This window comes from Mesorhizobium sp. M0491 (assembly GCF_040321265.1).
Lineage (GTDB): Bacteria > Pseudomonadota > Alphaproteobacteria > Rhizobiales > Rhizobiaceae > Mesorhizobium.
On record NZ_JAMYRE010000015.1, the window covers coordinates 149,208 to 174,538 of the forward strand.

At 63.8% G+C, this 25,331-nt stretch carries 24 protein-coding genes; 11 read left to right on the forward strand and 13 right to left on the reverse strand.

Annotated features, from left to right (window positions below; all coding sequences use genetic code 11):
• Positions 1-2: 2 nt before the first annotated feature.
• Complete coding sequence (locus tag NKI69_RS20775; RefSeq protein WP_128306105.1) at positions 3-608, forward strand: tetratricopeptide repeat protein; 606 nt, start codon at positions 3-5, stop codon at positions 606-608.
• A gap of 147 nt (positions 609-755) precedes the next feature.
• Positions 756-1,820, forward strand: coding sequence for an alpha/beta fold hydrolase (locus NKI69_RS20780; RefSeq protein WP_352722457.1), 1,065 nt, complete (start codon positions 756-758; stop codon positions 1,818-1,820).
• A 44-nt stretch (positions 1,821-1,864) separates the two neighbouring features.
• On the opposite strand, the gene pyk is transcribed toward NKI69_RS20780, so the two are convergent.
• Positions 1,865-3,301 carry a pyruvate kinase gene (gene pyk, locus NKI69_RS20785; protein WP_023810921.1) on the reverse strand — a complete coding sequence of 479 codons (1,437 nt, stop codon included), beginning with the start codon at positions 3,299-3,301 and terminating at the stop codon, positions 1,865-1,867.
• A complete protein-coding gene (locus NKI69_RS20790; protein ID WP_127260459.1) occupies positions 3,298-3,786 on the reverse strand; it encodes a DUF1036 domain-containing protein in 489 nt (162 codons plus the stop codon). Before NKI69_RS20790 ends, pyk begins: the two co-directional genes overlap by 4 nt.
• Before the next feature lie 245 nt (positions 3,787-4,031).
• Between NKI69_RS20790 and NKI69_RS20795 the strand changes: the two genes are divergently transcribed.
• The 3 genes from NKI69_RS20795 (at position 4,032) to NKI69_RS20805 (ending at position 6,447) form a co-directional block, all read left to right on the forward strand.
• Positions 4,032-4,829, forward strand: coding sequence for an N-formylglutamate amidohydrolase (locus tag NKI69_RS20795; protein WP_352440938.1), 798 nt, complete (start codon positions 4,032-4,034; stop codon positions 4,827-4,829).
• A gap of 11 nt (positions 4,830-4,840) precedes the next feature.
• Positions 4,841-5,149, forward strand: coding sequence for a DUF1244 domain-containing protein (locus NKI69_RS20800; protein WP_352722458.1), 309 nt, complete (start codon positions 4,841-4,843; stop codon positions 5,147-5,149).
• Between the two features lie 122 nt (positions 5,150-5,271).
• Positions 5,272-6,447, forward strand: a complete 1,176-nt coding sequence (locus tag NKI69_RS20805) for an MFS transporter (RefSeq protein WP_352678144.1) — start codon at positions 5,272-5,274, stop codon at positions 6,445-6,447.
• Here the strand turns inward: NKI69_RS20805 and NKI69_RS20810 are convergent.
• A complete protein-coding gene (locus NKI69_RS20810; RefSeq protein WP_352722459.1) occupies positions 6,411-7,319 on the reverse strand; it encodes a LysR family transcriptional regulator in 909 nt (302 codons plus the stop codon). The genes NKI69_RS20805 and NKI69_RS20810 overlap by 37 nt on opposite strands.
• Positions 7,320-7,433: 114 nt before the next feature.
• Between NKI69_RS20810 and NKI69_RS20815 the strand changes: the two genes are divergently transcribed.
• Positions 7,434-7,643, forward strand: coding sequence for a DUF680 domain-containing protein (locus NKI69_RS20815; protein ID WP_352722460.1), 210 nt, complete (start codon positions 7,434-7,436; stop codon positions 7,641-7,643).
• A 76-nt stretch (positions 7,644-7,719) separates the two neighbouring features.
• Complete coding sequence (locus NKI69_RS20820; protein ID WP_352722461.1) at positions 7,720-8,679, forward strand: SDR family oxidoreductase; 960 nt, start codon at positions 7,720-7,722, stop codon at positions 8,677-8,679.
• 63 nt (positions 8,680-8,742) lie between these two features.
• Here NKI69_RS20820 and NKI69_RS20825 read toward each other — a convergent pair whose 3' ends face one another.
• From NKI69_RS20825 to NKI69_RS20850, 6 genes are all read right to left on the reverse strand, one after another.
• Positions 8,743-8,901: a DUF3309 family protein gene (locus NKI69_RS20825; RefSeq protein WP_023810914.1), complete on the reverse strand. Its 159-nt coding sequence runs from the start codon at positions 8,899-8,901 to the stop codon at positions 8,743-8,745.
• A 92-nt stretch (positions 8,902-8,993) separates the two neighbouring features.
• A complete protein-coding gene (locus NKI69_RS20830; RefSeq protein ID WP_128305531.1) occupies positions 8,994-12,173 on the reverse strand; it encodes an efflux RND transporter permease subunit in 3,180 nt (1,059 codons plus the stop codon).
• An 86-nt stretch (positions 12,174-12,259) separates the two neighbouring features.
• Positions 12,260-13,432 carry an efflux RND transporter periplasmic adaptor subunit gene (locus tag NKI69_RS20835; RefSeq protein ID WP_352722462.1) on the reverse strand — a complete coding sequence of 391 codons (1,173 nt, stop codon included), beginning with the start codon at positions 13,430-13,432 and terminating at the stop codon, positions 12,260-12,262.
• A gap of 154 nt (positions 13,433-13,586) precedes the next feature.
• Positions 13,587-14,195 (reverse strand): hypothetical protein, encoded by a 609-nt coding sequence (locus NKI69_RS20840; RefSeq protein ID WP_352722463.1) that lies wholly within the window; start codon positions 14,193-14,195, stop codon positions 13,587-13,589.
• Complete coding sequence (locus NKI69_RS20845) at positions 14,192-16,465, reverse strand: xanthine dehydrogenase family protein molybdopterin-binding subunit (protein ID WP_352722464.1); 2,274 nt, start codon at positions 16,463-16,465, stop codon at positions 14,192-14,194. The genes NKI69_RS20840 and NKI69_RS20845 overlap by 4 nt, the downstream gene beginning before the upstream one ends.
• Before the next feature lie 2 nt (positions 16,466-16,467).
• Entirely contained in the window at positions 16,468-16,929 is a 462-nt protein-coding gene (locus NKI69_RS20850; protein WP_013529191.1) for a (2Fe-2S)-binding protein, read from the reverse strand.
• Between the two features lie 122 nt (positions 16,930-17,051).
• On the opposite strand from NKI69_RS20850, the gene NKI69_RS20855 reads away from it, so the two are divergent.
• Positions 17,052-17,651, forward strand: coding sequence for a TetR/AcrR family transcriptional regulator (locus tag NKI69_RS20855; protein WP_352440943.1), 600 nt, complete (start codon positions 17,052-17,054; stop codon positions 17,649-17,651).
• A 23-nt stretch (positions 17,652-17,674) separates the two neighbouring features.
• Here the strand turns inward: NKI69_RS20855 and NKI69_RS20860 are convergent, their stop codons facing one another.
• From NKI69_RS20860 to NKI69_RS20870, 3 genes are all read right to left on the reverse strand, one after another.
• Positions 17,675-18,808, reverse strand: coding sequence for a patatin-like phospholipase family protein (locus NKI69_RS20860; RefSeq protein WP_031213140.1), 1,134 nt, complete (start codon positions 18,806-18,808; stop codon positions 17,675-17,677).
• A 46-nt stretch (positions 18,809-18,854) separates the two neighbouring features.
• Positions 18,855-19,670 (reverse strand): 3-hydroxybutyrate dehydrogenase, encoded by an 816-nt coding sequence (locus NKI69_RS20865; protein WP_031213135.1) that lies wholly within the window; start codon positions 19,668-19,670, stop codon positions 18,855-18,857.
• Between the two features lie 153 nt (positions 19,671-19,823).
• The gene (locus NKI69_RS20870) at positions 19,824-20,912 is read right to left on the reverse strand and encodes a citrate synthase/methylcitrate synthase (RefSeq protein WP_352440946.1); all 1,089 of its coding nucleotides are present in this window, start codon (positions 20,910-20,912) and stop codon (positions 19,824-19,826) included.
• 92 nt (positions 20,913-21,004) lie between these two features.
• On the opposite strand from NKI69_RS20870, the gene NKI69_RS20875 reads away from it, so the two are divergent.
• Positions 21,005-22,144, forward strand: coding sequence for a citrate/2-methylcitrate synthase (locus NKI69_RS20875; protein WP_352722465.1), 1,140 nt, complete (start codon positions 21,005-21,007; stop codon positions 22,142-22,144).
• A gap of 19 nt (positions 22,145-22,163) precedes the next feature.
• On the opposite strand, the gene phaR is transcribed toward NKI69_RS20875, so the two are convergent.
• Positions 22,164-22,775: a polyhydroxyalkanoate synthesis repressor PhaR gene (gene phaR / locus NKI69_RS20880; protein ID WP_023814312.1), complete on the reverse strand. Its 612-nt coding sequence runs from the start codon at positions 22,773-22,775 to the stop codon at positions 22,164-22,166.
• A 301-nt stretch (positions 22,776-23,076) separates the two neighbouring features.
• Here phaR and NKI69_RS20885 point away from each other — a divergent pair, with 301 nt between their 5' ends.
• Both NKI69_RS20885 and phbB read left to right on the forward strand, forming a co-directional pair.
• Positions 23,077-24,255 carry an acetyl-CoA C-acetyltransferase gene (locus tag NKI69_RS20885; RefSeq protein WP_128305521.1) on the forward strand — a complete coding sequence of 393 codons (1,179 nt, stop codon included), beginning with the start codon at positions 23,077-23,079 and terminating at the stop codon, positions 24,253-24,255.
• Positions 24,256-24,348: 93 nt separating this feature from the next.
• Complete coding sequence (gene phbB / locus NKI69_RS20890) at positions 24,349-25,074, forward strand: acetoacetyl-CoA reductase (protein ID WP_023814310.1); 726 nt, start codon at positions 24,349-24,351, stop codon at positions 25,072-25,074.
• Positions 25,075-25,331 lie beyond the last annotated feature (257 nt).

Sequence of the window (25,331 nt, forward strand, 5' to 3'; positions counted from 1 at the left end):
TGATGCGGATTCTTTTTGCATTTTTGACATCTCTGCTTGTTTCCGGCGCCATTTATGGCCCGGCATGGGCGGATGATGCTATCGCGCCGCCGGCCACTCAGGACGCCCCGCCCGCCGCAACGACGAAACAAGCCCGCCTCGACCAGCTGTTCAGCGATCTGAAACGCGAGCGCAACGAAAAGGCGGCCGAGCGCATCGCCGGCAACATCTGGAGCGAGTGGTCGCAATCCGGCAGCGCCTCGATCGACCTGATGATGCAATGGTCGCAAAAAGCCGTCGAAAGCCAGAAATTCGACGTCGCGCTCGATTTCCTCGACCAAGTGGTGACTTTGCAGCCGACCTATGCCGAAGGCTGGAACCGGCGTGCCACCGTGCATTTCATGATGAAGAACTACGGCAAGTCGATGTCCGACATCGACCATACGCTGCAGCTCGAGCCGCGCCATTTCGGTGCGCTGTCCGGCCTGGCGCAGATCATGGCGTTGACCGGCCACAAGCAATCGGCGCTCGAGGCCTGGCAAAAGGTGCTGGCCATCTATCCGATGATGCGCAGCGCCCAGGACCAGGTCGGCACGATTTCGGAGGAACTTGCCGGTGAAGGCATTTGATTGCTCTAGGGGAGTGGGGAGAATAAGGCAGTAGGGGCAGATTGTACCTGCGGAACACACACCCTACTCCCCTACTCCCCTACTCCCCTACTCCCCTACTCCCCTACTCCCCTACAACTCATCCCCCTCCACCTCCGTATCTCCCCCATGAGCCTGATCTACGCCGCCCTTGCCTTCCTGATGGCGCTTGTGTTCGGCTTCGTCGGCGTCACCCGCGTCGGCTCATGGCTGATCGAGCGCCGCAATCCGCCGATCGGCGAGTTCGCCGACATTGACGGCGCCCGCATCCACTATGTCCATGTTCCGGCACCCGCCAATGCCGAGCTGCCGCCGATCGTCTTCATCCACGGCGCCAGCGCCAATCTCAGGGACCAGATGCTGCCGCTGCGTCCCTTGCTCGAAGGCCGCGCCGAAATGCTGTTCTTCGACCGGCCAGGCCACGGCTGGTCGGGTCGCGGCACCAACAACGAGAACCCGTCGGCGCAGGCCGACACCATTGCCGGACTGATGGACCATCTCGGCATCAAGAAGGCTGTCATCGTCGGCCATTCCTTCGGCGGCGTGGTGACATCGGCCTTTGGCCGGGAGCATCCCGACAAGACGCTCGGGCTGGTCTTCCTCGCACCGGCGACCCACCCATGGCCGGGCGGCGCAACCGCCTGGTACTACGATCTGACTACCATGCCGGTGCTCGGCTGGCTGTTTTCCGAGACGCTGACCTATCCGGCCGGTACACTGCAGATGGCCGACGCTACCACCTGCGTTTTCTCGCCCAACAAGGTGCCCGACAATTATCTCAGAATGGCCTCTATCCCGCTGGTGCTGCGACCAACAGCCTTTCGTGCCAACGCCACCGATGTCGCCGGGCTCTATCGCTATGCCCTCGGCGCCGCACCGCGCTACAACGAGATCAAGGCGCCAACCGTGGTCATTTCAGGCGATCGCGACAAGGTGGTCTATGCACATATCCATTCGGTCGGCCTGGCGCGCGACATTGCCGGTGCCGAACTCGTCTGGGTGCACAATCTCGGCCACAAGCCAGACTGGATCGCGCCCGACCTGACCGTCGGCGCCATCGAGAAGGTCGCCGGGAAGAGTATAGACCTGCAGGCGATGGCAACGGCAGTGGAGGCGCGCATCGCCGGCGACGCCTACGGCGCCGGCAGATGCGCCGATATCAAGGTACCGCAGGCCGAACTCGCGCCGACCTAAAGCGGATCACCTGAATCCGTTCAGAGGCGACACGCTTTAGGAATCTAGCGGCTGACTTGTGTGTCCGATCCGATATAGGCGATGCGCAGCATGTTGGTCGAACCCGGTGTCCGCAACGGTACGCCCGCGGTGATGATGACGCGGTCGCCCGGCTTGCCGAAGCCTTCGTCGAAGGCGATGCGGCAGGCGCGATTGACCATGTCGTCGAGGTCGACGGCGTCGGGTGAGACGACGCAATGCGTGCCCCACAAAAGCGACAGCCGCCGCGCCGTGTTGAGGATCGGCGACAGCGCGATAACAGGCACTTGCGGCCGCTCGCGGGCGGCGCGCAGGCCTGTGGTGCCTGATGCGGTGTAGGTGATGATCGCCGCCAGCTTCAGCGTTTCGGCGATCTCGCGCGCGGCCAGCGAAATGGCATCGGCGCCAGTCGCCTCCGGCTCGGAGCGCTGGGCGTTGATGATGCCGGCATAGGTCGGATCGGTTTCGACCTTGGTGGCGATACGGTTCATCATTGCCACGGCCTCGACGGGATAGGCACCCGCCGCCGATTCCGCCGACAGCATGATGGCATCGGCGCCTTCGAAGACGGCGATCGAAACATCGGACACCTCGGCGCGGGTCGGCACCGGTGCCGTGATCATCGATTCCAGCATCTGCGTTGCAACCACCACCGGCTTGCCGGCTCGGCGTGCGGCGCGCGTGATCTGCTTCTGGATGCCGGGCACCGCCTCGAGCGGCATCTCGACGCCGAGATCGCCGCGGGCGACCATCAGCGCGTCGGACAATTCGATGATCTCGGCCAGCCGGGCGACGGCCTGCGGCTTTTCGATCTTGGCCATGATCAGCGCCCGGCCGCGTGCGATCTTGCGCGCTTCGGCCAGATCCTCCGGCCGCTGCACGAAGGACAGCGCCACCCAGTCGACGCCCGTGGCCAGCACGGCATCGAGGTCCTTGCGATCCTTCTCGGTCAGCGCGCCGACCGGGAGGTCGGTGTCGGGCAGGCTGACGCCCTTCTTGTCGGAAATGGTGGTGCCGGCGACGACGGTGCAGACGATCGACTTGCCGTCGCTCTTCACCGCCTTCAGCTCGAGCTTGCCATCGTCGATCAGCAGGCGATGGCCGGCTTCGACCGAGCTCAGGATTTCCGGATGCGGCAGATAGACCCTGGTCGAGGTGCCAGGCTCTGGATTGTCGTCGAGGGTGAAGGTCTGGCCTTGCGTCAGCACTTCCTTGCCGTTGGCGAACTTGCCGACGCGCAACTTTGGCCCTTGCAGATCGGCCAGGATGCCGATCGGCCGGCCAACCGCTTCCTCGACAGCGCGGATGCGTCCGACCAGCGTGCGCATCAGTTCATGGTCGGTATGGCTCATATTGATGCGGAACACATCGGCGCCCGCTTCGAACAGTTTCTTCAGCATCTCCTCCGACGAGGAGGCCGGACCGATGGTGGCTAGGATCTTGACCTTGCGGCTACGTCTCATTGACTGTTTGTTCCCGGGGCGGCTGGAGCGCCTCCCGTTGTGGACTCATCGGTCAGCTGGACCATCCAGCTTGCCTGTTCGCCCGTGTCATATTCCTGGAATCCGGCGCGCTGGAAGCCCCGGGCGACGCAGTCGGTTACGCCGGCGATCTTGAACTCTTTTTCAGCCACGCACATGTTGATCGGGCCGTCCCAGCGTCCACCGCGCTCGGCGTCTTCTGCATAAAGATAGTAAAACCTTGATGACAGCGGCCCTTCGATCAGCGTCTTGCAACTCGATCCCTCGATGTGCCACCAGCCTTCGGTGATCCAGCCGGCCTTGGCGCGATAGCCGATGCCGACACCGACCAGGTTCTGCGTGGCGTTGCAGACGCGGAAATCGGCACGCGCCGGCGAAGCCACGACCATCGCCGACAGGCCTATGGCAAGAGTGAGGAGCGGCATGGCAAAGGCAGAGCGCATGCGCTGCCCGCCGGCGGAACTCATCCGAAAACCCCTCAAAAACCACATCAGCATCTCTCTGCGCCCCTTTTCGGAAAAGTCCGGGCGCATGTCAACGCACCGTTTTGTCCAATTCCAATCGATTTAGAAAGGCTCCGGCGCACAATTCGCCGACTTGTGCCAGATTTCCGGGGAAACCTTGGCCAAACAACGGCATTGCGCAAGCGTCGTCTTCGTGGAATGACGATAGCACCCTCCCCGGAAGCCAGCGAACAGACCATTTCCCGCCAATGACCCGATCCACAGTTTTCGCGCCTTTCGACATCATCGAGGGCGATCGCAGGCGAGGCATCGTGCTGTTGGGCGATCATGCCCGTCGCGACCTGCCCGACGACTACGGCAGCCTCGGCCTGCCCTCAGCCGAGTTCGACCGCCACATCGCCTATGACATCGGCGTCGAGGCGGTGACGCGCGAACTGGCTGCCCTGCTCGGCGTGCCGGCGGTGCTTGCCAATTTTTCGCGGCTGCTGATCGATCCCAACCGCGGCGAAGACGACCCAACGCTCATTCGCCAGCTTTATGACGGCACTGTCGTACCTGGGAACTACCCCATCGCTGCCGAGGAGCGCGAGAGGCGGCTCGACGGGTTCTACCGACCCTATCACGACGCCGTCGGCGCCATGATCGCCTCGGTCGCACAGGCTTCCGCCCAGGCGCCCTTCATCTTTTCGGTGCATTCCTTCACCCCTGCCATGCAAGGAATCCAGCGTCCTTGGCACGTCGGCATCCTGTGGGACCTCGACGACCGCGTGGCGCGGCCGTTGATAGACATGCTGGCGCAGGACAAGAACCTCGTCGTCGGCGACAACGAACCCTATGACGGCGCGCTGCGCGGCGACACCATGTACAAGCACGCCATCGTCAACGGCTTCGCCCATGCGCTGATCGAGATCCGACAGGATCTGATATCGGACCAGAAGGGCGCGCTCGCCTGGGCCGAACGGTTGGCGCCGATCGTTGACGCGATCGATCGCCGTCCCGATATACATGTGGTGAAGATGTTTGGCTCGCGCACCGGGCCGCTATGACGGAGGTTTCGATGACCGAACTCAGCGACGAGCAGCAACGCAATTTCGAAGCGGCCGCCTTCCGCCGGCTGGTCGAGCATCTGCGCGAGCGCAACGATGTGCAGAACATCGACCTGATGAATCTCGCCGGCTTCTGCCGCAACTGCCTGTCGAACTGGTATCGGGAGGCAGCCAATGCCGAGGGCGTCAATCTCACCAAGGATCAGTCGCGCGAGATCGTCTACGGCATGCCTTATGGGGAATGGCAGACGCTGAACCAGACCGAGGCCTCCGACGCCAAGAAGGCCGAATTCGAGGCAAGGCGCCCCCAGGACCATTGACGCCGTCGTCCCCGCGATCGCTTAAGGCTATGTTGGCCCAAAATGCTTCCCGAAAGAGCCTTGACTGAAAATTGAATCGATCTAATTTGCCGCGCGAAGCCATTTTCAGCGGGATTCGCCTCATGAACGCGTCAACTGCCAAGCTGACTGCCATTCGCGGACGATGGGCGCTCGCGGCCATTTTCCTGGCCAACGGCTTCCTGACGGGCAGCTGGGCGCCGCAGATTCCGGTGTTCCTGACCCGGCTGGAGATCTCGAAGTTCACGCTCGGTCTGCTGATACTCTTATTCGGCGTCGGTGCCGTCGTCGCGATGACCTGGTGCGGCCATTTGATTTCCAGACATGGCTCGCGCACCGTACTGCGCTGGTTCGCCCTGTGCGGCAGCCTCGGTCTGATGGTCGTGGCGCTGGCGCCCAACGTACCGCTGGCGGCCGCGGCCATGATCGTCTTCGGCGGCTCGATCGGTGGCATGGACGTTGCCATGAATGCCAATGCCGTGGTGGTCGAACGGCGGCTCTCCCGCGCCGTCATGTCGTCCTCGCACGGCTTCTGGAGTCTCGGCGGCTTCGCCGGCGGCGGCCTCGGCGGCTTTGCCATCCAGCACTACGGCCACCTCGCCCACGCGGCGGCGGTAACGGTGTTTGCCTTCGCGGTGATCGCGGTGGCCGTTCGCCATCTCCTCACCGAAGACGGCCCGCAGGCAGCCGAGCACCACAAATTCGCACTGCCGGCAAACCCGCTGGTTTATCTGATCGGACTGATGGCGCTGCTGGCGATGATCTCCGAAGGCGCGGTGCTCGACTGGGCAGCCCTGTATCTGCGCCAGGAGCTCGGCGCCGATCTCGCCGTTGCCGGCCTCGCCTACGCCGGATTTTCGGGCGTCATGGCGGTTACGCGGTTCTTCGGCGACGGCATACGCAATCGCTTCGGCGCGGTGACGACGCTGCGCGTGTCGGCCCTCGTAGCCGCGGTCGGCATGCTGGTGGCTGGCCTGGCGCCCTCGCCCTGGCTCGCTATTGCAGCCTTTGCCTTTTGCGGCTTCGGCATCGCCAATATGGTGCCAATCATCTTTTCGGCCGGCGGCAACCAGGAAGGCATGTCTTCCGGCACCGGCATGAGCGTGGTCACCACTATCGGATACTGCGGCATACTGGTGGCGCCGTCGGCGATCGGCTTCGTTGCCGAGCATTCCAGCTTCGGCCCGATCTTCATCACCATGTCGGGACTGCTGATCATCGTGTTGCTGATGGCCGGGCTCGCTCACCGCGCCGAATTCGCGCCAGCACCGGCCGAATAGCGTTTCAGCTCCTCGTGGAGGAAATCCACCACACGGCGGATGCGCACGCTGGTACGCACATCGCGATGCATCGCCAGCCACACCGGCAGAACTGGCAGCGGCAGGTCTGGCAGAACCTTCTCTATCAAAGGATCCCTGTCGGCCAGCGGCTCCTGACCGAGGCCGATGCCGTTTCCCGCCCGCACCGCTTCCCACAAAACGATCTGGTTGTCGGCCCTGAAGCGGAAGCTGCTCCGGGTGACGGGGATGCCATACTGGGTAAAGCCCCTGATGATCTCGTCGCCGCGGTCGAAGCCGACCAGATCGTGGTCGACAAGATCGGCGGGCTTCAGCGGAGGGCCGCGCCTGTCGAGATAGGATTTGGCGGCGCAGGCGCAGAGCTCGATATCGCAGACCCTGCGTGCCATCAGCTCGTTCTGCGCCGGCTTGACCATGCGGATGGCGATGTCGGCATCTCGACGCAGCAGGTTTTCGACCTGGTTGGAGGCGACGATCTCGACCTCGATGCCGGGCTCCTCGATCCCCAGCCGCATCGTCATTTCAGGCAGGACATAGGCCGCCACCACCTCGCTGGCGGCGATGCGCACCGTGCCTTCGATGGCCTCTACCGAACCCAGCGCCAGCAATGAGAAGGCGCTTGCCTGCTCACTGACCGCCTTGCCGCGTTCGAACAGCGTGCTGCCGGCCTCCGTCAGTTCGTAGCCGTGCCGTCCTCGACGGAACAGTGTGACGCCCAGCGCCTGTTCCAACTCGCCGATGTGACGGCCAAGCGTCGGCTGGCTGGCCGAAAGCTTTCGCGCGGCGGCCGACAGGCTGCCGGATTCCGCCACGGCGACAAAGCTCTTGATCAGGTTCCAGTCGATTTCAGCCATTCATTTATGAATATCAGATCGCCATCTGTAGTCAATTTCCATTCGCGTTCGGAGCGACCATATTCCGGCTGCAGACACCAACACGGACTGCAAACACCAACCAGGAGAACTCAGATGACCAAGATCGCTCTCACCCCCGCCGCCATCCTCATTTCCGTCAGCGCCGCTTTTGCCGGCAGCGACAAGTTTGGGTCGAACGACGCCAGCCAGCCGGCTGTCACCAGCACCGACAACACGACCACCGCTTCGATCCACAACCCGGATGCGGCCGTCCGGCAGCCGGTCACGCAAGGCAGCAACCGCGACCTCTTCGGCAGCCGCTGATCTCGATCGCGCTTGTCGCTGATCCCGATCGCGCGTCCAGACCGGCCGCGCAAATCCCAACCCAGGAGTGCTTCCAATGACCAGTATCGCAATTCTCGGTGCCAATGGCCGGCTCGGCCGCGTGGTCGCCAAGGCCTTCATCGACGCGGGCTACGAGGTCCGCGCCGTCACCCGCAACGGCAAACTGCCAACTGAACTTGAAGGCGCTACGGCCGTTGCCGGTGACGCGCTCGACCGGGAAGCGCTGATCCGCGCCACGGAAGGTGTCGACATCATCTTCAACGGCCTCAACCCGATCTACACCGAATGGGTCAAGTGCCTGCCGATCGCCGAGAATGTCATGACCGCTTGCCATGCCAACAACGCACTGCATCTCTTTCCCGGGACCGCATACAATTACGGATCGCCGATGCCGGAGGTGATCACGGAAGACACGCCGTTCCGCCCGACGACCGACAAGGGGCGCATCCGCGTCGCCATGGAGGACCTGTTTCACCGCGAGGCCGAAGCACGCCGCGTCCGCACCATCATTTTGCGGGCCGGCGACTTCTTCGGCGGCACCGGCAGCGGCTCGTGGTTCGACTTGGTCGTCGCTGCCAAGATCAACAAGGGTATCTATACGGCGCCCGGCCCGGTCGACCTCGTACATGAATGGGCCTACCTACCGGATCTGGCCAGGGCTTTCGTCGGACTGGCGCAGAACCTGGACAAGCTCGGCGCTTATGAAGCCTTCAACTTCCCCGGCCATCCCGTCACCGACCTGGAGATCAAGGCAGCCGCAGAGAAGGCGCTTGGGCGTCCGCTCAAGATGACCTCGATGGCCTGGTGGGTGCTGCGCGCCGGTAGCCCGTTCGTGGCGATGTGGCGTGAGATCGTGTCGATGTCCTATCTGCGCTTCGAACCGCACCAACTGGCGTCGGCAAGGCTGGAAGGCATCATCGGCGCGATCCCGCACACGCCGCTGGATCAGGCCGTCACTGAAGCTCTCGGGGATATCGGCATTGCCACCGTGACCGGCGTTGCGAAAGCTGCCTGACGTCCGCGATGGCGGGCGATGCTCCTCCGCATATTGACAATCTCCGTGGACTGAGAGGGCGCCTCAGAGCCGTCCCATCAACAGCAACACCATGAGCACCACCAGCACCACGCCGACAATACCCGACGGCCCATAGCCCCAGGAGCGTGAATGCGGCCAGGCCGGCACCGCGCCGATGAGGATAAGGACCAGGACGATGATGACGATGGTGGTGATCGGCATGAGAACCCCGCAGTTCGACGTTTCGCCCAAGAACAATGCAAAAGGCCGCCCGGTTGTTCCGGGCGGCCTTTTGCGGTCAAATCGGCATTGGTCTATTCGGCGGCTTTCGGAAAGGCGATATCCGGCTCGGCTCCGGTATCCTGCCCCTGCGCATCGGTCGAGGAAATCTCGCCCTTGCCACGCCGGAACAGCCGGCTGAACCAACCGCGCCGTGCGCCCGGCTTGACCTTGGCGCGGGTGAACACGATCAGCATCGACGGCGTCACCACCAGCGTCAGCACGGTGGCGAAGGACAGGCCGAAGACGATCGCCGAGGACAGCGAAATCCACCATTGCGTCGACGGCGCGTTGATCGTCGTCTCGTGATGGAAGATTTCCAACCCGAGGCCGAAGGCGATCGGCAGCACGCCGAGAATGGCCGAAACAGCCGTCAGCACCACCGGACGGGCGCGCTCGCGGCAAGTCTGCAGCACCGCCTCGACCTTGTCCCAGCCTTCTTCACGCAGCCGGTCATAGGTGTCGATCAGCACGATGTTGTTGTTCACCACCACGCCGGCCAGAGCGATGACGCCGATGCCCGACATGACGATGCCGAACGTCTCGCCTGTTATCAGCAGGCCGAGGAACACGCCGATCGTCGCCATGACCACGCAGGACAGCACCAGCCAGACGCTGGTGAACTTGTTGAACTGCGCCAAGAGCACCAGGAAGATCAGGAAGATCGCCGCCCCGAAGGCCTTGCTAAGAAAGGCGCTGGCTTCGGCGCTGTCCTCGTTCGAGCCGGCCAGCTTCCAGCGGATGCCGCTGCCGAGATCCATGTCGGAGACGGCTTTGGTGACCTGCTCCTGCACAGCCGCGACCTGAGCGCCGGCGGCGACGTTGGCCTGGACGACCACCGTACGCGCGCCGTCGATGCGGTTGAGGATGCCGACCGTCGGCTCGGGCTTGCGCACGACGAAGTTCGAGATCGGCACCGAGCCTTGTGAGGTCTGCACCCGCAGTTCGTCGAGCGTCGACAGCGTGCGCCGGTCTTCGGGCAGCCGCAGCCTTATGTCGACCGCGTCGTCGGCTCCGGCAGGCCGGTATTCCGAGAGCTTCAGCCCGTTGGTCACCAGTTGCACCACCGTCCCGACCGAGGTTGGGCTGATGCCGTACTGCGCCGCCTTGGCACGGTCGACCTCGAGCGCCCAGTCGACACCGGGCGGCGGCAGGCCGTCGGAAATATCAATGACGCCGGGCACCTTGCCGATGCGCGCCGCAACCTCACGGGCCTTGTCGTCGAGCCCCTTGGGGTCGACGGCCGAAAGCCTGATCTGGATCGGCTTGCCGGTCGGCGGACCGGCTTCCGGCACGCGCACCTCGACATCGACGCCGGGAATGCCGGCCATGACGCCGCGCAGATCGTCCAGGATGTGGTTCGCCGCCTTGCGCTCGCGCCAGTCGATGAATTCGTACTGGATGACGCCGACGACGTCTTCGGGGATATCCTGGCCGCCGCCTTGCGTCTTGCCGACGCGGGTGTAGACCGACTTCACGCCCGGCCAGCCGAGCAGCCTGTCTTCCGCGATCTTGGTCGCGGTATCCATTTCGGCCAGCGAAAGATTGCCGCGCGCATGCACGTAGAGCAGGCCGTAATCCGGTTCGACATTCGGGAAGAACTCGACGCCGGCGCCGTATTTCGAATAGGCAAAGCCGACGCCGAACAAGAGCGCGACGGTCAGCACCAGCACGGTGATGGGGAAGCGCACCGCCTGCTTGACGATCGCCATGTACCAGCCGTCGCGATTGTCATCCTCATGATGCGGCGGCGCCTTGGCGAAGATCGCACCCAGCGTCGGCGCGAAGACAAGCGCATAGAGCATCGAGGCCGACAGCGTGACGATCAGCGTGATCGGCATGTACTTCATGAAGTCGCCGATGATGCCCGGCCAGAACAGCAGCGGTGAGAAGGCGGCGATGCGCGTCATCGTCGCGGCGATGACCGGACCGGCCATGCGCTTGGCTGCGAGCGCGAAGGCTTCCTCCTTCGGCATGCCTTCGCTCATCCGCCGTTCGGCGAACTCGGTGACGATGATGGCGTCGTCGACCAGCATGCCGACGGCCAGGATCAGGCTGAACAGCACGATCATGTTGATCGTGTAGCCCATCATCGCCAGCAGCAGGATGCCGATCAGGAACGACGACGGAATCGCAAGCCCGATGAGCAGCGAGGCGCGGCCGGACAGCGCGTAGAGGATGACGATGAACACCAGGATGACGGCGATCATCACATGGTTCTGCAGGTCGCCGAGCAGCTGGTTGACGAAGACCGACTTGTCCTGCGTGTAGGTGACGTTCATGCCCTCGGGCATCGACTTGACGAACTCGTCGGACACCGTTCGCACCTTGGCGATGGTGTCGATCAGGTTGGAGCCGATGCGCTTCTTGACTTCGATGGCGATGGCCGGCTTGCCGTTGAGACGGGTCACCGTCTCGGCATCCTTGAAGGTCGAACGGATCGTCGCGATGTCCTTGGCCTGCACCACGGCATTGGGGCCGGCGACCACAGGCAGTGCGGCGACATCCTCCGGCGTTTCGATCAGCGACGGCACCTTGACGGCGTATTTGCCCTCCGAGCCTTCGATGTTGCCGGCGGCGACCAGGCTGTTGGAGTTGCCGACCGCACCGATCAACTGATCGAGCTGCAATCCATAGGAAGACAGCTTCATCGGATCGATGACGACCTCGACGAGATCATCGCGCGCACCCTGCAGCGAGCCCTCGAGAACACCGGGAACCTCCTCGATGCGGTCGCGCAGTTCACGCGCGGCGGCGGTCAGCACGCGTTCGGGCAGATTTCCCGAGAGCGTGACGACGAGCACGGGAAATTCGGAAATGTTGACTTCGGTGACGACGGGTTCTTCCGCCGCCTGCGGCAGGTCGGCCTTGGCGTCCTGCACTTTGCTGCGCGTGTCCTGCAGCGCGGTGGCCAGATTGGTCTGCGGCTGGAACTCGACCAGCACGTAGCCGCCGCCCTGGAAGGCGGCCGAACGCATCTCCTTGAGGCCCTTCAGGCTTTTCAGCTTGCTTTCCATCGGCCGCAGCAGAAGCCGCTCCGAATCCTCGGGCGAAATGCCCTGATAGATCAGGCTGACATACATCATCGGAATCGGAACGTCGGGCTCCGCTTCCTTTGGCGTCGCCTGATAGGCGACCCAGCCCGCCAGCAGAAGGAAGACGAGGACCGAAATGGTCAGGCGGGCATTGTTGATTGCGAGTCTGACGATATCCATGGCTAACGCCTGTTCTTGAATTTCCACGAGCTGCGTCGCAGCCGATTGTCCCCGCCCAGGGCTAGTCCGTCGCGACTTGTGCTACGCTACTGGGTGCCGGTCGTCGCCTCGCCGAGCAGCTTCTTGATGATCGCCTGGTCGGCCTCGACCGGATTGACCAGATCGCCTTCCTTCACCAGTTCCTGGCCGGCGACGATGATGCGGGCGTCGGCCGGTATGCCGCCGAGGACGAGGCCGGTCGGCGTGTCGTCAACGAGGTCGATCGGGAAGAACGCCACCTTGTTGTCCTTGCCGACGGCACGGATGCCGAGGTCGCCCTTGTCGCCGAGCGTCACAACCGAGCGCGGCAGCAGCACCGCGTCGGTCGGCTGTGCGTTGAGCGCGATTTCCGCCGTCATGCCGGCCGGCACGGAGCCGTCGGCATTGGGGACGGCAACCTCGACGCGGAAGGTGCGGGTCGCCGACGAGGCGTCGCGGCTGATGTAGCGCACGGTGCCTTCGACCGTCTGGCCGCTGACCAGCCGTATGGTGGCCTTGTCGCCGAGCTTGAGATAGCCGAGATCGCGCTCGCTGACTTCGCCACGGGCAATCACCGGATCGAGCTTGAGGATGGTTGCCACCTCGCCGCCTTGCATGACGGAACTGCCAAGTTCCACCGGCACCCGGTCGATAACGCCGTCGAAAGGCGCCTTCACCTCGTTGCGGTCGAGTTCGGCCTGTGCCGTTTCCAGCAGCGACTGCGCCGAGGTCAGGTTCGAGCGCGCGGTGTCGAGCTGCAGCTTCGGCAGATTGCCGGTCTTCATCAGCCGCAAGGCTGCGTCCAGCTCGGCCTGGCGCTGCACCACCAACTGCTTGGCGTTGTCGACCATCGAGATCTTTTCTTCCGCCGCAAGCATCAGCACCAGATCCCCCGTCTTGACGTGATCGCCTTGCTTGACAGGTAGCTTGTCGATGACACCGGCGACGCGCGTCGCCAGCACCGCCCGCTTGTCGGCTTCGGTCAGCCCGGAAATGCGGATGGCGCGCGCATAGGTCTTGCGTGGCGGCGTCACCACCGCGACGGTGCGCAGCGGTGCCTTCGGCTCGGCTTCCGTCGTCTTCGGCTTGCTCGCGTCCGGCGCCTTGGCCTGTTCGGCTTCGGCTGCTTTGGCTTTGTTGGCGGCTACGCTGCCGACCGACGAAAACTCGCCTGTCGCCATCCACGCCGCGAAACCAATGAGCACAACAACGGCTGCAAGCTTGTGAAACCTGATTCTCATCGTCGTTTTTTCCACTGCGGGTTCGGCCAGCGTCCTCATAACGCGGGCGCGTCGCCGATATGGGTGCGCGCCGGGCCGTGTTCAATTTGCCGTGATCGGCGAAGCGCGCTTCTACATCAAAGCCGCACCGCAATATAGTCCGAAAGTTGCAAGATCATTGCGCCACCGGGCAAGATGCGCCCGCCGCAGCCCAGTTTTCGATCGCTTGATAGGTCGCTTCGGCAGAGCCCGGTGCCGGCTCACGACCGGACCCCGGCGCCCAGCCCCAGGCGACCAATCTGTCGTCGCGAACATGCAGCGCGATATCCTTCAAGCTACGGTTGCCGTTGCGCAGGGGATCCTTGATCTGGGCGCAGATTTCGGCCGAGGATTTGCCGAACCAGGCCATCTCGGCTGGCGCCAGATGCCAGTTCTCGGCCCCGGGCGGACCGTGCAATGCCTTGGAATTGCTGGCGAAATGGCAAGTCGTGCAGCGCACGCCCGGATTGCCGAAGCCCGACCCGTCAGCACCCCGCTGGACATTGAAGGCGTGAACGCGCGTACCGCCGTAATGCGCACCCGACCAGCGCGGCCGCTCGTCCGCGACATGACAGTCGGCGCAGCGCGGATGCGAGAACACCGCATAGACCTTGTCCCATTCGGACAGGCCTTTCGCCGCGTCGACGGTCGCCGGCGCCGGCATCTGGCTCTCTTGCGCGATCGCAAACGGCGCTGCGAGCACGAGCATGGCAGCAGGCGTCAGCATGATGAGGAGCTTCTTCATGCGAAGGCCACCGTTTTCGACAGCGGCAGCGTGCGGACGCGCTTTCCGGTGAGCGCGAAGATGGCGTTGGCGAGCGCCGGAGCCGCCGGCGGTGTGCCGACCTCGCCGACGCCGCCCATCTTGTGGAAGTTTTCCAGGATGGCGACTTCGAAGACCGGGCACTGGAAGATCCGCATGGCGTCGAAATCGTGGAAGTTCGACTGTTCGACCATGCCGTCGGCGAAGGTGATTTCCTGACCCATAGCTGCGGAGAGTCCGTAGATGGCGGCCGAAATCAGCTGCGCCTCGATGATGCCGGGATCGAGCGCGGTGCCGACATCGGCGGCGATCCACACCTTCTCGATGCGGATGCCGGCCGGCGTGTCCGCCACCTGGACGATCTCGCCGACCCAACTGCCGAAGGACAGCGTGAAGGCGATACCCCTGGCCTTGCCGGCGGGCAGCGCCTCGCCCCATTTCGCCATCGCGGCGACTTTCTCCACCACCTTCACCGCCGAGGGATAAGCGGCCATCAGTCTCTTGCGCATCTCGACCGGATCGATTTTTCCGGCAATGGCGATCTCGTCCATGAAACCCTCATGGAAGAAGCCGTTGACCGAACTGCCGACCGAGCGCCAGGAGCCGACAGGGATGGAGACCGGCGCCGCGATACCGCTGACCCGGTAGTTCGGAATGGTGTAGGGCTGGTCATAGGCACCGTCGACGATGCTCTTGTCGGGACCGAGCGGCGATATCGAAGGAAACAGCCGGCGCAGCATGCCGGCAATCACCGATGGCGAGGCCATCCTCATGTCGACGGCGACCGGCATGCCATCGTCGCCAAGCCGCGCCTGGAACTTGCCGATAGCGGCCGGCCGGTAGGCGTCGTGGCGCATGTCTTCTTCACGCGTCCAGGTCACCTTGATCGGGCGCCCGCCCGTCTCCTTCGCCATCAGCGCGGCGCACAAAGCGTAGTCAACCTCGACGCGCCGGCCGAAACCGCCGCCCATGAAGGTGGTGTGCACAGTGATCTTGTCCTGCTCGATGCCGACCGCGTTGGCGCAAAGCTGCCGCACCAGGGTCGGCGCCTGGTTGCCGCACCAGATGTCGAGCGCGCCGTCCCTGAGCTGTGCCGTGGCGTTCATCGGCTCCATTGTCGCATGCGCCAGATAGGGCACGGCATAGTCGGCCTCGACGATCCTTTCACGCGGCGCGTCGGCAAAGGCGGTGTCGACGTCGCCATTGTCGCGCATCACCGATCCCTTGGTGCCGAGCGCCTGCTTCAGGACATCTGAAATGGCGGCGCTGCTGAGTGGATATTCGGGATCGGCCCACTGGGCGTCGATCGCCTCGGCCGCCTTGAACGCCGCCCATGTGTTGTCGGCGATGATACCGAAGCCATGGCCGTAATTCGTCTCCAGCGGCACGATCTTGATCACGCCGGGCATTTTTTCGGCCCTGGAAAGGTCCGCCTTGACCGGCTTGGCCCAGAAGCGCGGGCTCATCTTGACCGTGCCGTAGACCATGTCCGGCAGCCTGACATCGATGCCGAAGATCGGCGCCCCGGTCACCTTGGCCAGCATGTCGATGCGCTTCTGCGGCTTTCCCAGCAGTTTCCAGTCAGCCCGGTCCTTGAGCCTGACTTCGGCCGGCGGTGCCATCGCGGCGGCAGCCGCGGCGACAGCGCCGTAGGTCAGCGATTTGCCCGACGCCTTGTGCAGGATCGAACCGTCGGCAGTTTCCAGATCGGCCGCCGCGATACCCAGTTTTTGCGCCGCAGCCGCGATCAGCATCTGCCGGGCGACTGCACCCGCTTGCCGCATCTTGTCAAAACCGTCGCGTGTCGAAGCCGAACCGCCGGTGCCCTGCAGGGCAAGGAATTTGCCGACCACACCGAGACCGGAGCGCACCGCCTGCGCGGTCATGCTCTCGTCGAAGAAGGCGAACGGACCGCCCTCTTCGAGGATCGCGGCGTTGTAATAGGCATGGGAGGCCGGTCCATGTTCCACCTTGACCCGGTCGAGCCCAACATCGAGTTCCTCTGCGACCATGGCCGCCAGCGTCGTCGAGATGCCTTGCCCCATCTCGGCCCGCGGCGCGACGATGGTGATGGTGTTGTCGGCGCCGATCTTCACATAGGGGTTGAAGGTCGCCTCGCCCTTGCCGAGCTCGGCCTCGAGCGGGTTCGGAAAAGGCTTGCGATAATAGTAGTAGCCGACGGCAACGCCGCCCGCGACGGCGGCAGCGCCGATCAGAAACGTGCGGCGGGCGATCTTTCCGACACTGGCCATGGTCAGAGCCCCGCCGTCTTGAGCGCCGCGGCCTTCTTGATGGCCGAGCGTATCTTCGGATAGGTGCCGCAGCGGCAGAGATTGCCACCCATGGCGTTGTCGATGTCGGCATCGCTCGGGTCGGCGACCTCGTCGAGCAGCGCCACCGCGCTCATGATCTGGCCGGCCTGGCAGTAGCCGCATTGCGCGACCTGTTCCTCCAGCCATGCCTGCTGCACCGGATGCAGTCCGCCTGCTGTGCCGATGCCTTCGATGGTCGTGACAGCTCCACTGACCTGCCCAACCGGGAGTGAGCAGGAACGCACCGGCTGACCGTCCACATGCACCGTGCAGGCGCCGCAGGCGGCGATGCCGCAGCCGAATTTCGGCCCGGTCTTGCCAATGAGATCGCGCAGCGCCCACAGCAGCGGCATGTCAGGATCGGCATCGATATCGAAAGACTGACCGTCGACGGTAAGGCGCATGGGGATACCCTTTGTTGTCGTCCACTGCCAAGGGCGAAGCGTCCCCTCGGCCGTTTGGCCCAATACAGATTGACAAATTTCGTCATTTTGTCAAATAGGATTTTGCAGGATAGAATTGCTCCATGAACCAGATCGAAGACATCGCCGCCACAGATCCCAAACGCGTCCGTATCCTGGATGGCGCGATGAAGGTGTTTTTGGCCTATGGCTTCACCCGCACCACCATGGACGACATCGCCCGCGCCGCAGACATGTCGCGCCCGGCGCTCTATCTCTTGTTCAAGAACAAGACCGACATTTTCCGCGCCATCGCCATGATGATCCTGTCGCGCTCGGTCGAGGCGGCAAAGATTGCCCTATCCGGCGATGGCCCTTTCACCGAGCGCATGATGCGGGCCATCGATGAGGCATTCATCTCGATGATGGGCGCCGTTGTTGCCTCGCCGCACGGCGCCGAACTGCTGGACATGAAATCGAGCCTTGGCGATCTGGTCGGCTGCTGGCGCGGCGGGCTTGGCGAACATATTGCCGCCGCGATCCAGGGCGAGGCAGCCAGGAACGGCGTCGACTTGGCGGCCAGGGGCCTGTCGACACAACTGCTCGCCGACATGCTGCTCGACGGGTTGGAAGGCATGAAGGCGCGGATCAGAGATCCGGAGGGACAGCGGCAGGCGGCCGCTGCCCTGATCAGGGTGATCGACCTAACCTTGAAAGCTCGATGAAACCAGCTGTATCGGGTTTCAGTTCAGGCCCGACGGCGAACCACCTCCGGATTTTTGCGCACAGCGAGGAATTCCTTGACCCGCCGGCCGGGTGCCGGACCGCGCACCGGCTTGAAGCCGTCATCGAGTTCGCCGGAGAGATCGAGCGTCGGTCGCTTGCCGACGGCGTCGTAATTCTCTTCCAGCCAGTCGCTGGCGGCTGTGCGGCCGAGGTCTCTGAGATACGTCAGGAACGCCCATTCGGCATTGACCTTTGATGACGCCGACAGGTCCTTGAACGCCTCGTCGGCATCGATGCGGTGCATGCGGATGTCGCGATATTCGCCATGCGGCAGACGGCCGGCGGCGATCAGTTCCTTGACGAAGGCGATCGAGCGGAATTCTCGCAGCAGCCCGGCGTTGAAGGTGATCTCGTCGATGCGGTTCTGGATCTCGTTGGCGCTCCTTGGCGTTCCCTCCCGCACCACCGGATTGATCTGCACCAGGAGCACATCCTCGGTCGCCGCGGTCTTGAAGAACGGATAGAGCGCCGGGTTGCCGCCATAGCCGCCGTCCCAGTAGGGCACGCCCTTGATCTCGACGGCGCGGAACAATTGCGGCAGACAGGCCGAAGCCATCACCACGTCGAGGTCGATCTCGCCGTCGGAAAAAACGCGCAACTGTCCGGTCTCGACATTGGTCGCCGAGATGAACAGTTCCATCGACTTGCAGGCGCGGACATTGTCGAAATCGATCTCCTGCTCCACCACGTCGCGCAGCGGGTTAAGGCCGAGCGGATTGGCGACGTAGGGCGAGAACACCCGCGACATGGTGTCGAAGAAGACATAGCCAGGCGTATTCTCGATCGACCAGTTGCCCCAGGCGACATCCCACGGCATGCGCTGCACTGGGCTGAACCGGCCCTTGGCCGCCACCGCGCGCCAGAAATCCTCAAGTTTTTGCCGCGCTCCCTCGACACCGCCGCGCACATATCCGTCGGCCAGCGCCACCGCGTTCATGGCGCCGGCGCTGGTGCCGGACACTGCTGATATCTCCAGCCGTCCGTCCTCCAGCAGGCGGTCGAGCACACCCCAGGAAAAGGCCCCGTGCGAGCCGCCGCCCTGAAGCGCGATGTTGATCGTCTTCTTCGTCTCCTCCGCCTTGCCGTTTTTGGTCATGGCGTCGTCCTTGGTGCGTTTTGGGTAGATGAGAAGATTTCGCGCCTCACGCGGCGGTCCAGCCGCCATCTACCGAGAGATGCGTGCCGTTGATCTGCGCTGCCGCGTCCGAGCACAGGAACACCGCCGCTGCCGCGATCTGCTCTACCGTGACGAATTCCTTGGTCGGCTGCTTGTCCAGCATGACCTCACGGATGACGGTCTCGCGGTCCATCTGATGGGCTTTCATCTGATCGGGGATCTGCGCCTCGACCAGCGGCGTCAGCACATAGCCCGGGCAGATGGCATTGCAGGTGATTTTTTCGCGCGCCAGTTCGAGCGCGACGGTCTTCGTCAATCCCATGATGCCGTGCTTGGCCGAGACATAGGCCGACTTGAACGGCGACGCGACCAGGCCGTGTGCCGAGGCGATGTTGACGATCCGCCCGCCGCCGGCATTTTTCATCAGCGGAATGGCGGCTGCAATGGTGTGGAATGCCGACGACAGGTTGATGGCGATGATGGCGTCCCATTTCTCGATCGGGAACTCTTCCACCGGCGCGACATGCTGGATGCCGGCATTGTTGACCAGGATATCGACCGAACCGAATGTTTCGGCCGCCTTGGCGACAAGCGCCCGGCATTCCGCCGGTTTCGACATATCGGCCTTGATGTAGGCGGTCTTCACTCCATACTGTTTGGCAATCGCGTCGGCCATGGCGTGGTCGGCGGTCGTGTCGGAGAAAGAGTTGACGACGACGTTGCGGCCTTCGGCCGCCAGCGCCTGGGCGATGGCCAGGCCAATGCCCGATGTGGAGCCGGTGATGACTGCGGTTTTTCTGGCGGCCAAGGGCGGAATCCTCTGGTTACGGCAAGAATGCATCTATGTTGCAGTGCAGCATATATGCTCAATACGACGCAATAACAGCGGCCAGATTTGTGGGCGAGATGAAATTTTCGTCATAAGCGGCCACACGGCCGCTCACCAGGAGGATATCGTTTGGATCGCCGGTCGCTCGCCAGGCGCCGATAAGCCTCAGGCAGCCAGCTCCGGCACAGGCCCGACATAGCGCGACTGCGGGCGGATCAGCCGCCCGATCGTCTGCTGCTCGCGCGCATGCGCGATCCAGCCGGCGACGCGCCCGGTGGCAAAGACATTGCTGAAAGCTTGTGGCGGAAAGCCCGCCGCCTCCAGCAGCAGCGCGGTGTAGAACTCGACATTGGTCTGCAGCGAGCGCGACGGCTTGGCGATCCGCAGCACGTCGAGCGCTACCTGTTCCACTGTCTCCGCGAATGCCAGCCGGCGGCCGGTTTCGCCCTCGCCGCCGAGTTGCCGCACGACGGACTTCAGCACATCGGCGCGCGGATCGCGCACGCGGTAGATGCGGTGGCCGAAGCCCATGATGCGCCTGCCGTGCGCGATCTCGTCGCGAAGCCAGCCGGCGGCATCGCCATGCGCCTGGATCGCATCCAGCATCTCGATCACCGGACCGGGCGCCCCGCCATGCAGCGGCCCCTTGAGTGCGCCGAGCCCGGCCAGCACGGAGGATGTCAGGCCGGCCTGCGTCGAGGCCACCACGCGCGTCGCAAAGGTCGATGCATTGAGACCATGGTCGCAGACGGTCACCAGATAGGTGTCGAGCGCCTTCGCCAGTGCTGGGGAGGCGGCGTTGCCGCTCAGCATCCTCAACATGTCGGCGGCATGATGGGCGCGGCTGTCCGGCGCGATCGGCTGCTCGCCGCGCTGCAGGCGCAGCAGGGCCGGCGTCAGCACGGCGGGCGCTGCGATGAGCAGCAAGGCGTCGGTCAAGGTCTCGCCGTCGGGCAGCAGCGCCATGCCGGCGCGCATGGCGCTGTAGACATCGAGCGACGCCAGCCGGGGCAACGAGGGTAAAAGCCGTTCGAACACCTCAGCACGTGCCTGGCCCAGCTCACCCGTCAGCTTCGCGTCGGCGGGAAGGTCGTCGAAGAAGCCGTCGAGCAGCAGGCGCATCACCTGAGCATAGTCCCAGCGGCCGGCCAGCTCGGGCAGCGAATGACCTCGGATCGTCAGACGGCCGCCAAGACCATCCACATCGGAAAGCACGGTTTCCGCCGCCACCACGTCATCGAGCCCATTCGCCATAGCCTGTCTCCTTGAAGCATTTCCGGATCGGAGATAGAGATGGGCAACGTTTCCATCAATCTTGATCAATAGAATCAATATCAGGGTTCGATATGTCCGAGTGGTTGTCCAGGGAAGAAGCGCTGGAGAGGCTTAAGGTGCGGGCGCAGACGCTGTACGCCTATGTCAGCCGTGGGCGCATCGGCATGCGGCCCGACCGCGCCGATCCGCGCCGCAGCCAGTATCGTGCCGACGATATAGAAGCGCTGGCAACGCGGAGGGCGCGCGGACGGAGCCCATCAGCCATCGCTGAAAGCGCCATTGCCTGGGGCGAGCCCTCGATCGCAACGGCGATCTCGACCGTCTCGCACGGTCGGCTCATCTATCGCGGACAGGACGCCGCGGTGCTCTCCGGGCACGCCACACTGGAAGAAGCCGCCGCCGTTCTCTGGGCTCTGCCGGAACCGGTGGCTTTCGAAGCACCATCGCCGGACGCGCCCCATCAAGCCGGCCGGGCCTCGGCTTTTGCGCAACTTGCCGTGCTTGCCGGCCAGGGGCGCCCGTCACTTGGGCGCAGCGCCGCCTCGCTGCATGCCGACGCCGCGCACGCGGTCGGCGTGCTGGCCGGCGCGCTGGGCGCACCGGCAGGACCGGATCCCGTCCATCAGCGGCTGGCACAGGCCTGGTCGGTGGATGCCGGCGGCGCCGATGCGATCCGCCGCGCGCTTGTCCTGCTTGCCGATCATGAACTGAACGCGTCCACCTTCGCTGCGCGCGTCGCAGCCTCGACCGGCGCGCCGCTGGCCGCCTGCCTGCTGGCTGGGCTCGCGACGCTGTCCGGTCCTCGCCATGGCGGCGCCGGCGAGGCGGTGATGCAACTGGCCGAGGATGCGGCGCGGCATGGCGCCGATGCGGCGATTCGGCGCTGGCTCAGCCATGACCGGCCGCTGCCGGGATTCGGTCATCAGCTCTATCCCGACGGCGACCCCCGAGGGGCAGCGCTTCTGTCGGTGATCGAGGTTGACGGCACACTATCGTCGCTGCGCGACGCTGCCTTTGCGGCGACCGGCGCGCTTCCCAACATCGACTTTGGGCTGGCCGCGCTGACGCGCAGTCTTGGCTTGCCGCGCGATACGCCGTTCCGCCTGTTTGCGCTCGCACGCAGCGTCGGCTGGGCAGCGCACACGGTCGAACAGATAACAAGCCGAAGTGTCATCAGGCCGCGCGGCCGCTATGAGGGCGTGCTGCCGTAAGATCGCAAGAGCGCTAAGCTCAGGACATCGTGTCGAGCTTGCGCTGCATGGCCGCGATCTGGTCCTTCAGTTCCTGAAGATCGTCGGGCTTGTCAGGTGTTTCCTTCCTGGCCGGCTCGGGCGACGGCGCAGCGGCCGGCGCGGTGCCGGCGGGCGGGAACGGCGTGAACAGCCGCATCGCATTCTGGAACATTTCCATGTTGCGGCGTGTCTGTTCCTCCAGCGCCTTGATCGGCGTGGTGATCTTCATCATGTCGAGCGGCGACTTGCCGATCGCCCCCTTCATCTGCTCGCGAAAGCGCTCCTGCTCCTTGGAAAAGGCGAGCATCGACTGTTCGAGGAAGCTCGGCACGATCATCTGCATCTGGTCGCCGTAATAAGCGATGAGCTGGCGCAGGAACGGGATCGGCAGCATGTTTTGCCCGTCCTTGTTCTCCAGTTCGAAGATGATCTGGGTCAGCACCGGATGCGTGATGTCGTCGCCGGTCTTGGCGTCCTGGACGGTGAACTCCTCGCCCTTCTTGACCATCTCGGCGAGGTCCTCGAGCGTCACATAGGTGCTGGTGCCGGTGTTGTAGAGGCGGCGATTGGCGTATTTCTTGATGATGATCGGATCGTCTTTAGCGGCCATCTACATCCTCCCGGGGACACCGGCGCGCCTCTGAGCAAGCCGCCGATAACGATTGTGCCTTTTTTTTGAGGATATGCGCAAAAGCTTCACAATTCCAAGCAGTTTGTGCAGTGCGGGATCACTAAATGCTGCATAGCAGGCAAAATATGCTGCGCAGCAATGGACGAATGGCCGCCATGGCAAGGCACGACCTGCTTGCGGCGCATGGGCGCCCTGCCTATTTCCGGTTTGACTTGGGGTTGGGAAAGGGCAAGAAAAGTCCCTAACGACAGAACGACACCCTTGAAGTCTGGAGAAGAAAATGTCCGCTTCCATCGTCATTGCCAGCGCGGCGCGCACGCCGGTCGGCTCCTTCAACGGCGCCTTTGCCGCCACCCCGGCGCATGAGCTCGGTGCCGTTGTCATCAGGGAATTGCTGTCACGTGCCGGTGTCGAACCAGGCGAGGTCGACGAGGTCATCCTCGGCCAGGTGCTGACCGCCGCGCAAGGCCAGAACCCGGCCCGCCAGGCATCGATCAATGCTGGCTTGCCCAAGGAAACCACAGCCTGGGGCCTCAATCAGGTTTGCGGCTCGGGCCTGCGTGCCATTGCGCTCGGCATGCAGCAGATCGCCACCGGCGATGCCAAGGTCATCGTCGCCGGCGGCCAGGAATCGATGTCGCTTTCGACCCATGCCCAGCACCTGCGCGCCGGCGTCAAGATGGGCGATTTCAAGTTGATCGACACCATGATCAAGGACGGGCTGTGGGATGCCTTCAACGGTTATCACATGGGCAACACCGCCGAAAACGTGGCACGTCAGTTCCAGATCACCCGCGAAGACCAGGATCAGTTTGCGCTGGCTTCGCAGAACAAGGCCGAGGCCGCGCAAAAGGCCGGCAAGTTCAAGGACGAGATCGTCGCCGTCACACTCAAGGGCAAGAAGGGCGACACCATTGTCGACCAGGACGAATACATCCGCCATGGCGCCACGCTCGACGCCATGACCAAGCTGAAGCCGGCCTTTGACAAGGACGGCACGGTGACCGCCGCCAACGCCTCCGGCATCAATGACGGTGCCGCCGGCGCGCTGCTGATGAGCGAGGCGGAAGCGGTGAGGCGCGGCATCACCCCGCTGGCACGCATCGTGTCCTGGGCAACCGCCGGCGTCGATCCGCAGATCATGGGCACCGGCCCGATCCCAGCATCGCGCAAGGCCTTGGAAAAGGCCGGCTGGTCGGTCGGCGATCTCGACCTGGTCGAGGCCAACGAGGCCTTTGCCGCGCAGGCTTGCGCCGTCAACAAGGACATGGGCTGGGACCCCTCGATCGTCAACGTCAATGGCGGCGCCATCGCCATCGGCCACCCGATCGGTGCTTCCGGCGCCCGTGTCTTCAACACGCTGGTCTTCGAGATGCGCCGGCGCGGCGCCAAGAAGGGTCTCGCTACCCTGTGCATCGGCGGCGGCATGGGCGTCGCCATGTGTATCGAAGCACTCTGAAGAACTCACTAACCGGGCGGCGCGAGCCGCCCGTTCTGTATCCAGTGCCTGCCAAGCCCGACAACAGGGCGGTATCAAAAAAAGGGGAAATGCATGACCAAGGTAGCAATCGTCACAGGCGGATCGCGCGGCATCGGGGCGGCGATCTCGATCGCATTGAAGACCGTCGGCTATTCGGTTGCCGCGAACTACGCCGGCAATGACGCCGCAGCGGCGAAATTCAAGGCCGAGACCGGCATTCCGGTCTACAAATGGTCGGTCGCCGACTATGATTCCTGCGCGGCCGGCATCAAGCAGGTCGAGGCCGATCTCGGCCCGGTCTCGGTGCTGGTCAACAATGCCGGCATCACCCGCGACGCCATGTTCCACAAGATCACGCGCGAGCAGTGGAAAGAGGTCATCGACACCAACCTGTCCGGCGTCTTCAACATGACGCATCCGCTGTGGAGCGGCATGCGCGACCGCAAGTTCGGCCGCGTCATCACCATCTCGTCGATCAACGGCCAGAAAGGCCAGGCCGGCCAGGTCAACTATTCCGCCGCGAAGGCTGGCGACATCGGTTTCAGCAAAGCCCTCGCTCAAGAGGGAGCTCGCGCGGGCATCACCGTCAACGTCATCTGCCCTGGCTACATCGCCACCGAGATGGTCAAGGCGATCGACGAGAGGGTGCTCAACGACCGCATCATCCCGCAAATCCCCGTCGGCCGCCTCGGCGAACCGGAAGAGATCGCGCGCTGCGTCGTCTTCCTCGCATCCGAAGATGCCGGCTTCATCACCGGCTCGACCATCACGGCCAACGGTGGCCAATACTTCGCCTGACGACGTGGCGATGTAGGAGATCGACGGGCCGGCACACCGGCCCGTTTCCGGCACGGTCCCTTTGACGTGCTCGCGACCGTAGCTGACCCAATTCGGCACGCGAAGGTTAACAGCCGGCAGCAGCCCTGTGCAAAAGCTCCCTGGCAACCTGTGGATTCTCGGTGGATAAACTGTTCACAACACAAGATATTAGGGTGAACAAATCGGGAAAATTACGCCATCGCCGATTCGTTCCGGCTATGAGCTGAACGTTAACG

Excerpts from the sequence above, each read along its gene's own strand:
- pyk (WP_023810921.1), bottom strand. The coding sequence starts at position 3,301 with ATGAGACGTAGCCGCAAGGTCAAGATCCTAGCCACCATCGGTCCGGCC.
- phbB (WP_023814310.1), top strand. The coding sequence starts at position 24,349 with ATGACCAAGGTAGCAATCGTCACAGGCGGATCGCGCGGCATCGGGGCG.
- NKI69_RS20875 (WP_352722465.1), top strand. The coding sequence starts at position 21,005 with ATGTCCGAGTGGTTGTCCAGGGAAGAAGCGCTGGAGAGGCTTAAGGTG.
- NKI69_RS20830 (WP_128305531.1), bottom strand. The coding sequence starts at position 12,173 with ATGGATATCGTCAGACTCGCAATCAACAATGCCCGCCTGACCATTTCG.
- phaR (WP_023814312.1), bottom strand. The coding sequence starts at position 22,775 with ATGGCCGCTAAAGACGATCCGATCATCATCAAGAAATACGCCAATCGC.
- NKI69_RS20795 (WP_352440938.1), top strand. The coding sequence starts at position 4,032 with ATGACCCGATCCACAGTTTTCGCGCCTTTCGACATCATCGAGGGCGAT.
- NKI69_RS20775 (WP_128306105.1), top strand. The coding sequence starts at position 3 with ATGCGGATTCTTTTTGCATTTTTGACATCTCTGCTTGTTTCCGGCGCC.
- NKI69_RS20845 (WP_352722464.1), bottom strand. The coding sequence starts at position 16,465 with ATGGCCAGTGTCGGAAAGATCGCCCGCCGCACGTTTCTGATCGGCGCT.
- NKI69_RS20815 (WP_352722460.1), top strand. The coding sequence starts at position 7,434 with ATGACCAAGATCGCTCTCACCCCCGCCGCCATCCTCATTTCCGTCAGC.
- NKI69_RS20855 (WP_352440943.1), top strand. The coding sequence starts at position 17,052 with ATGAACCAGATCGAAGACATCGCCGCCACAGATCCCAAACGCGTCCGT.
- NKI69_RS20885 (WP_128305521.1), top strand. The coding sequence starts at position 23,077 with ATGTCCGCTTCCATCGTCATTGCCAGCGCGGCGCGCACGCCGGTCGGC.
- NKI69_RS20835 (WP_352722462.1), bottom strand. The coding sequence starts at position 13,432 with ATGAGAATCAGGTTTCACAAGCTTGCAGCCGTTGTTGTGCTCATTGGT.
- NKI69_RS20790 (WP_127260459.1), bottom strand. The coding sequence starts at position 3,786 with ATGAGTTCCGCCGGCGGGCAGCGCATGCGCTCTGCCTTTGCCATGCCG.
- NKI69_RS20805 (WP_352678144.1), top strand. The coding sequence starts at position 5,272 with ATGAACGCGTCAACTGCCAAGCTGACTGCCATTCGCGGACGATGGGCG.
- NKI69_RS20800 (WP_352722458.1), top strand. The coding sequence starts at position 4,841 with ATGACCGAACTCAGCGACGAGCAGCAACGCAATTTCGAAGCGGCCGCC.
- NKI69_RS20780 (WP_352722457.1), top strand. The coding sequence starts at position 756 with ATGAGCCTGATCTACGCCGCCCTTGCCTTCCTGATGGCGCTTGTGTTC.
- NKI69_RS20850 (WP_013529191.1), bottom strand. The coding sequence starts at position 16,929 with ATGCGCCTTACCGTCGACGGTCAGTCTTTCGATATCGATGCCGATCCT.
- NKI69_RS20870 (WP_352440946.1), bottom strand. The coding sequence starts at position 20,912 with ATGGCGAATGGGCTCGATGACGTGGTGGCGGCGGAAACCGTGCTTTCC.
- NKI69_RS20865 (WP_031213135.1), bottom strand. The coding sequence starts at position 19,670 with ATGCATTCTTGCCGTAACCAGAGGATTCCGCCCTTGGCCGCCAGAAAA.
- NKI69_RS20825 (WP_023810914.1), bottom strand. The coding sequence starts at position 8,901 with ATGCCGATCACCACCATCGTCATCATCGTCCTGGTCCTTATCCTCATC.
- NKI69_RS20810 (WP_352722459.1), bottom strand. The coding sequence starts at position 7,319 with ATGGCTGAAATCGACTGGAACCTGATCAAGAGCTTTGTCGCCGTGGCG.
- NKI69_RS20840 (WP_352722463.1), bottom strand. The coding sequence starts at position 14,195 with ATGAAGAAGCTCCTCATCATGCTGACGCCTGCTGCCATGCTCGTGCTC.
- NKI69_RS20860 (WP_031213140.1), bottom strand. The coding sequence starts at position 18,808 with ATGACCAAAAACGGCAAGGCGGAGGAGACGAAGAAGACGATCAACATC.
- NKI69_RS20820 (WP_352722461.1), top strand. The coding sequence starts at position 7,720 with ATGACCAGTATCGCAATTCTCGGTGCCAATGGCCGGCTCGGCCGCGTG.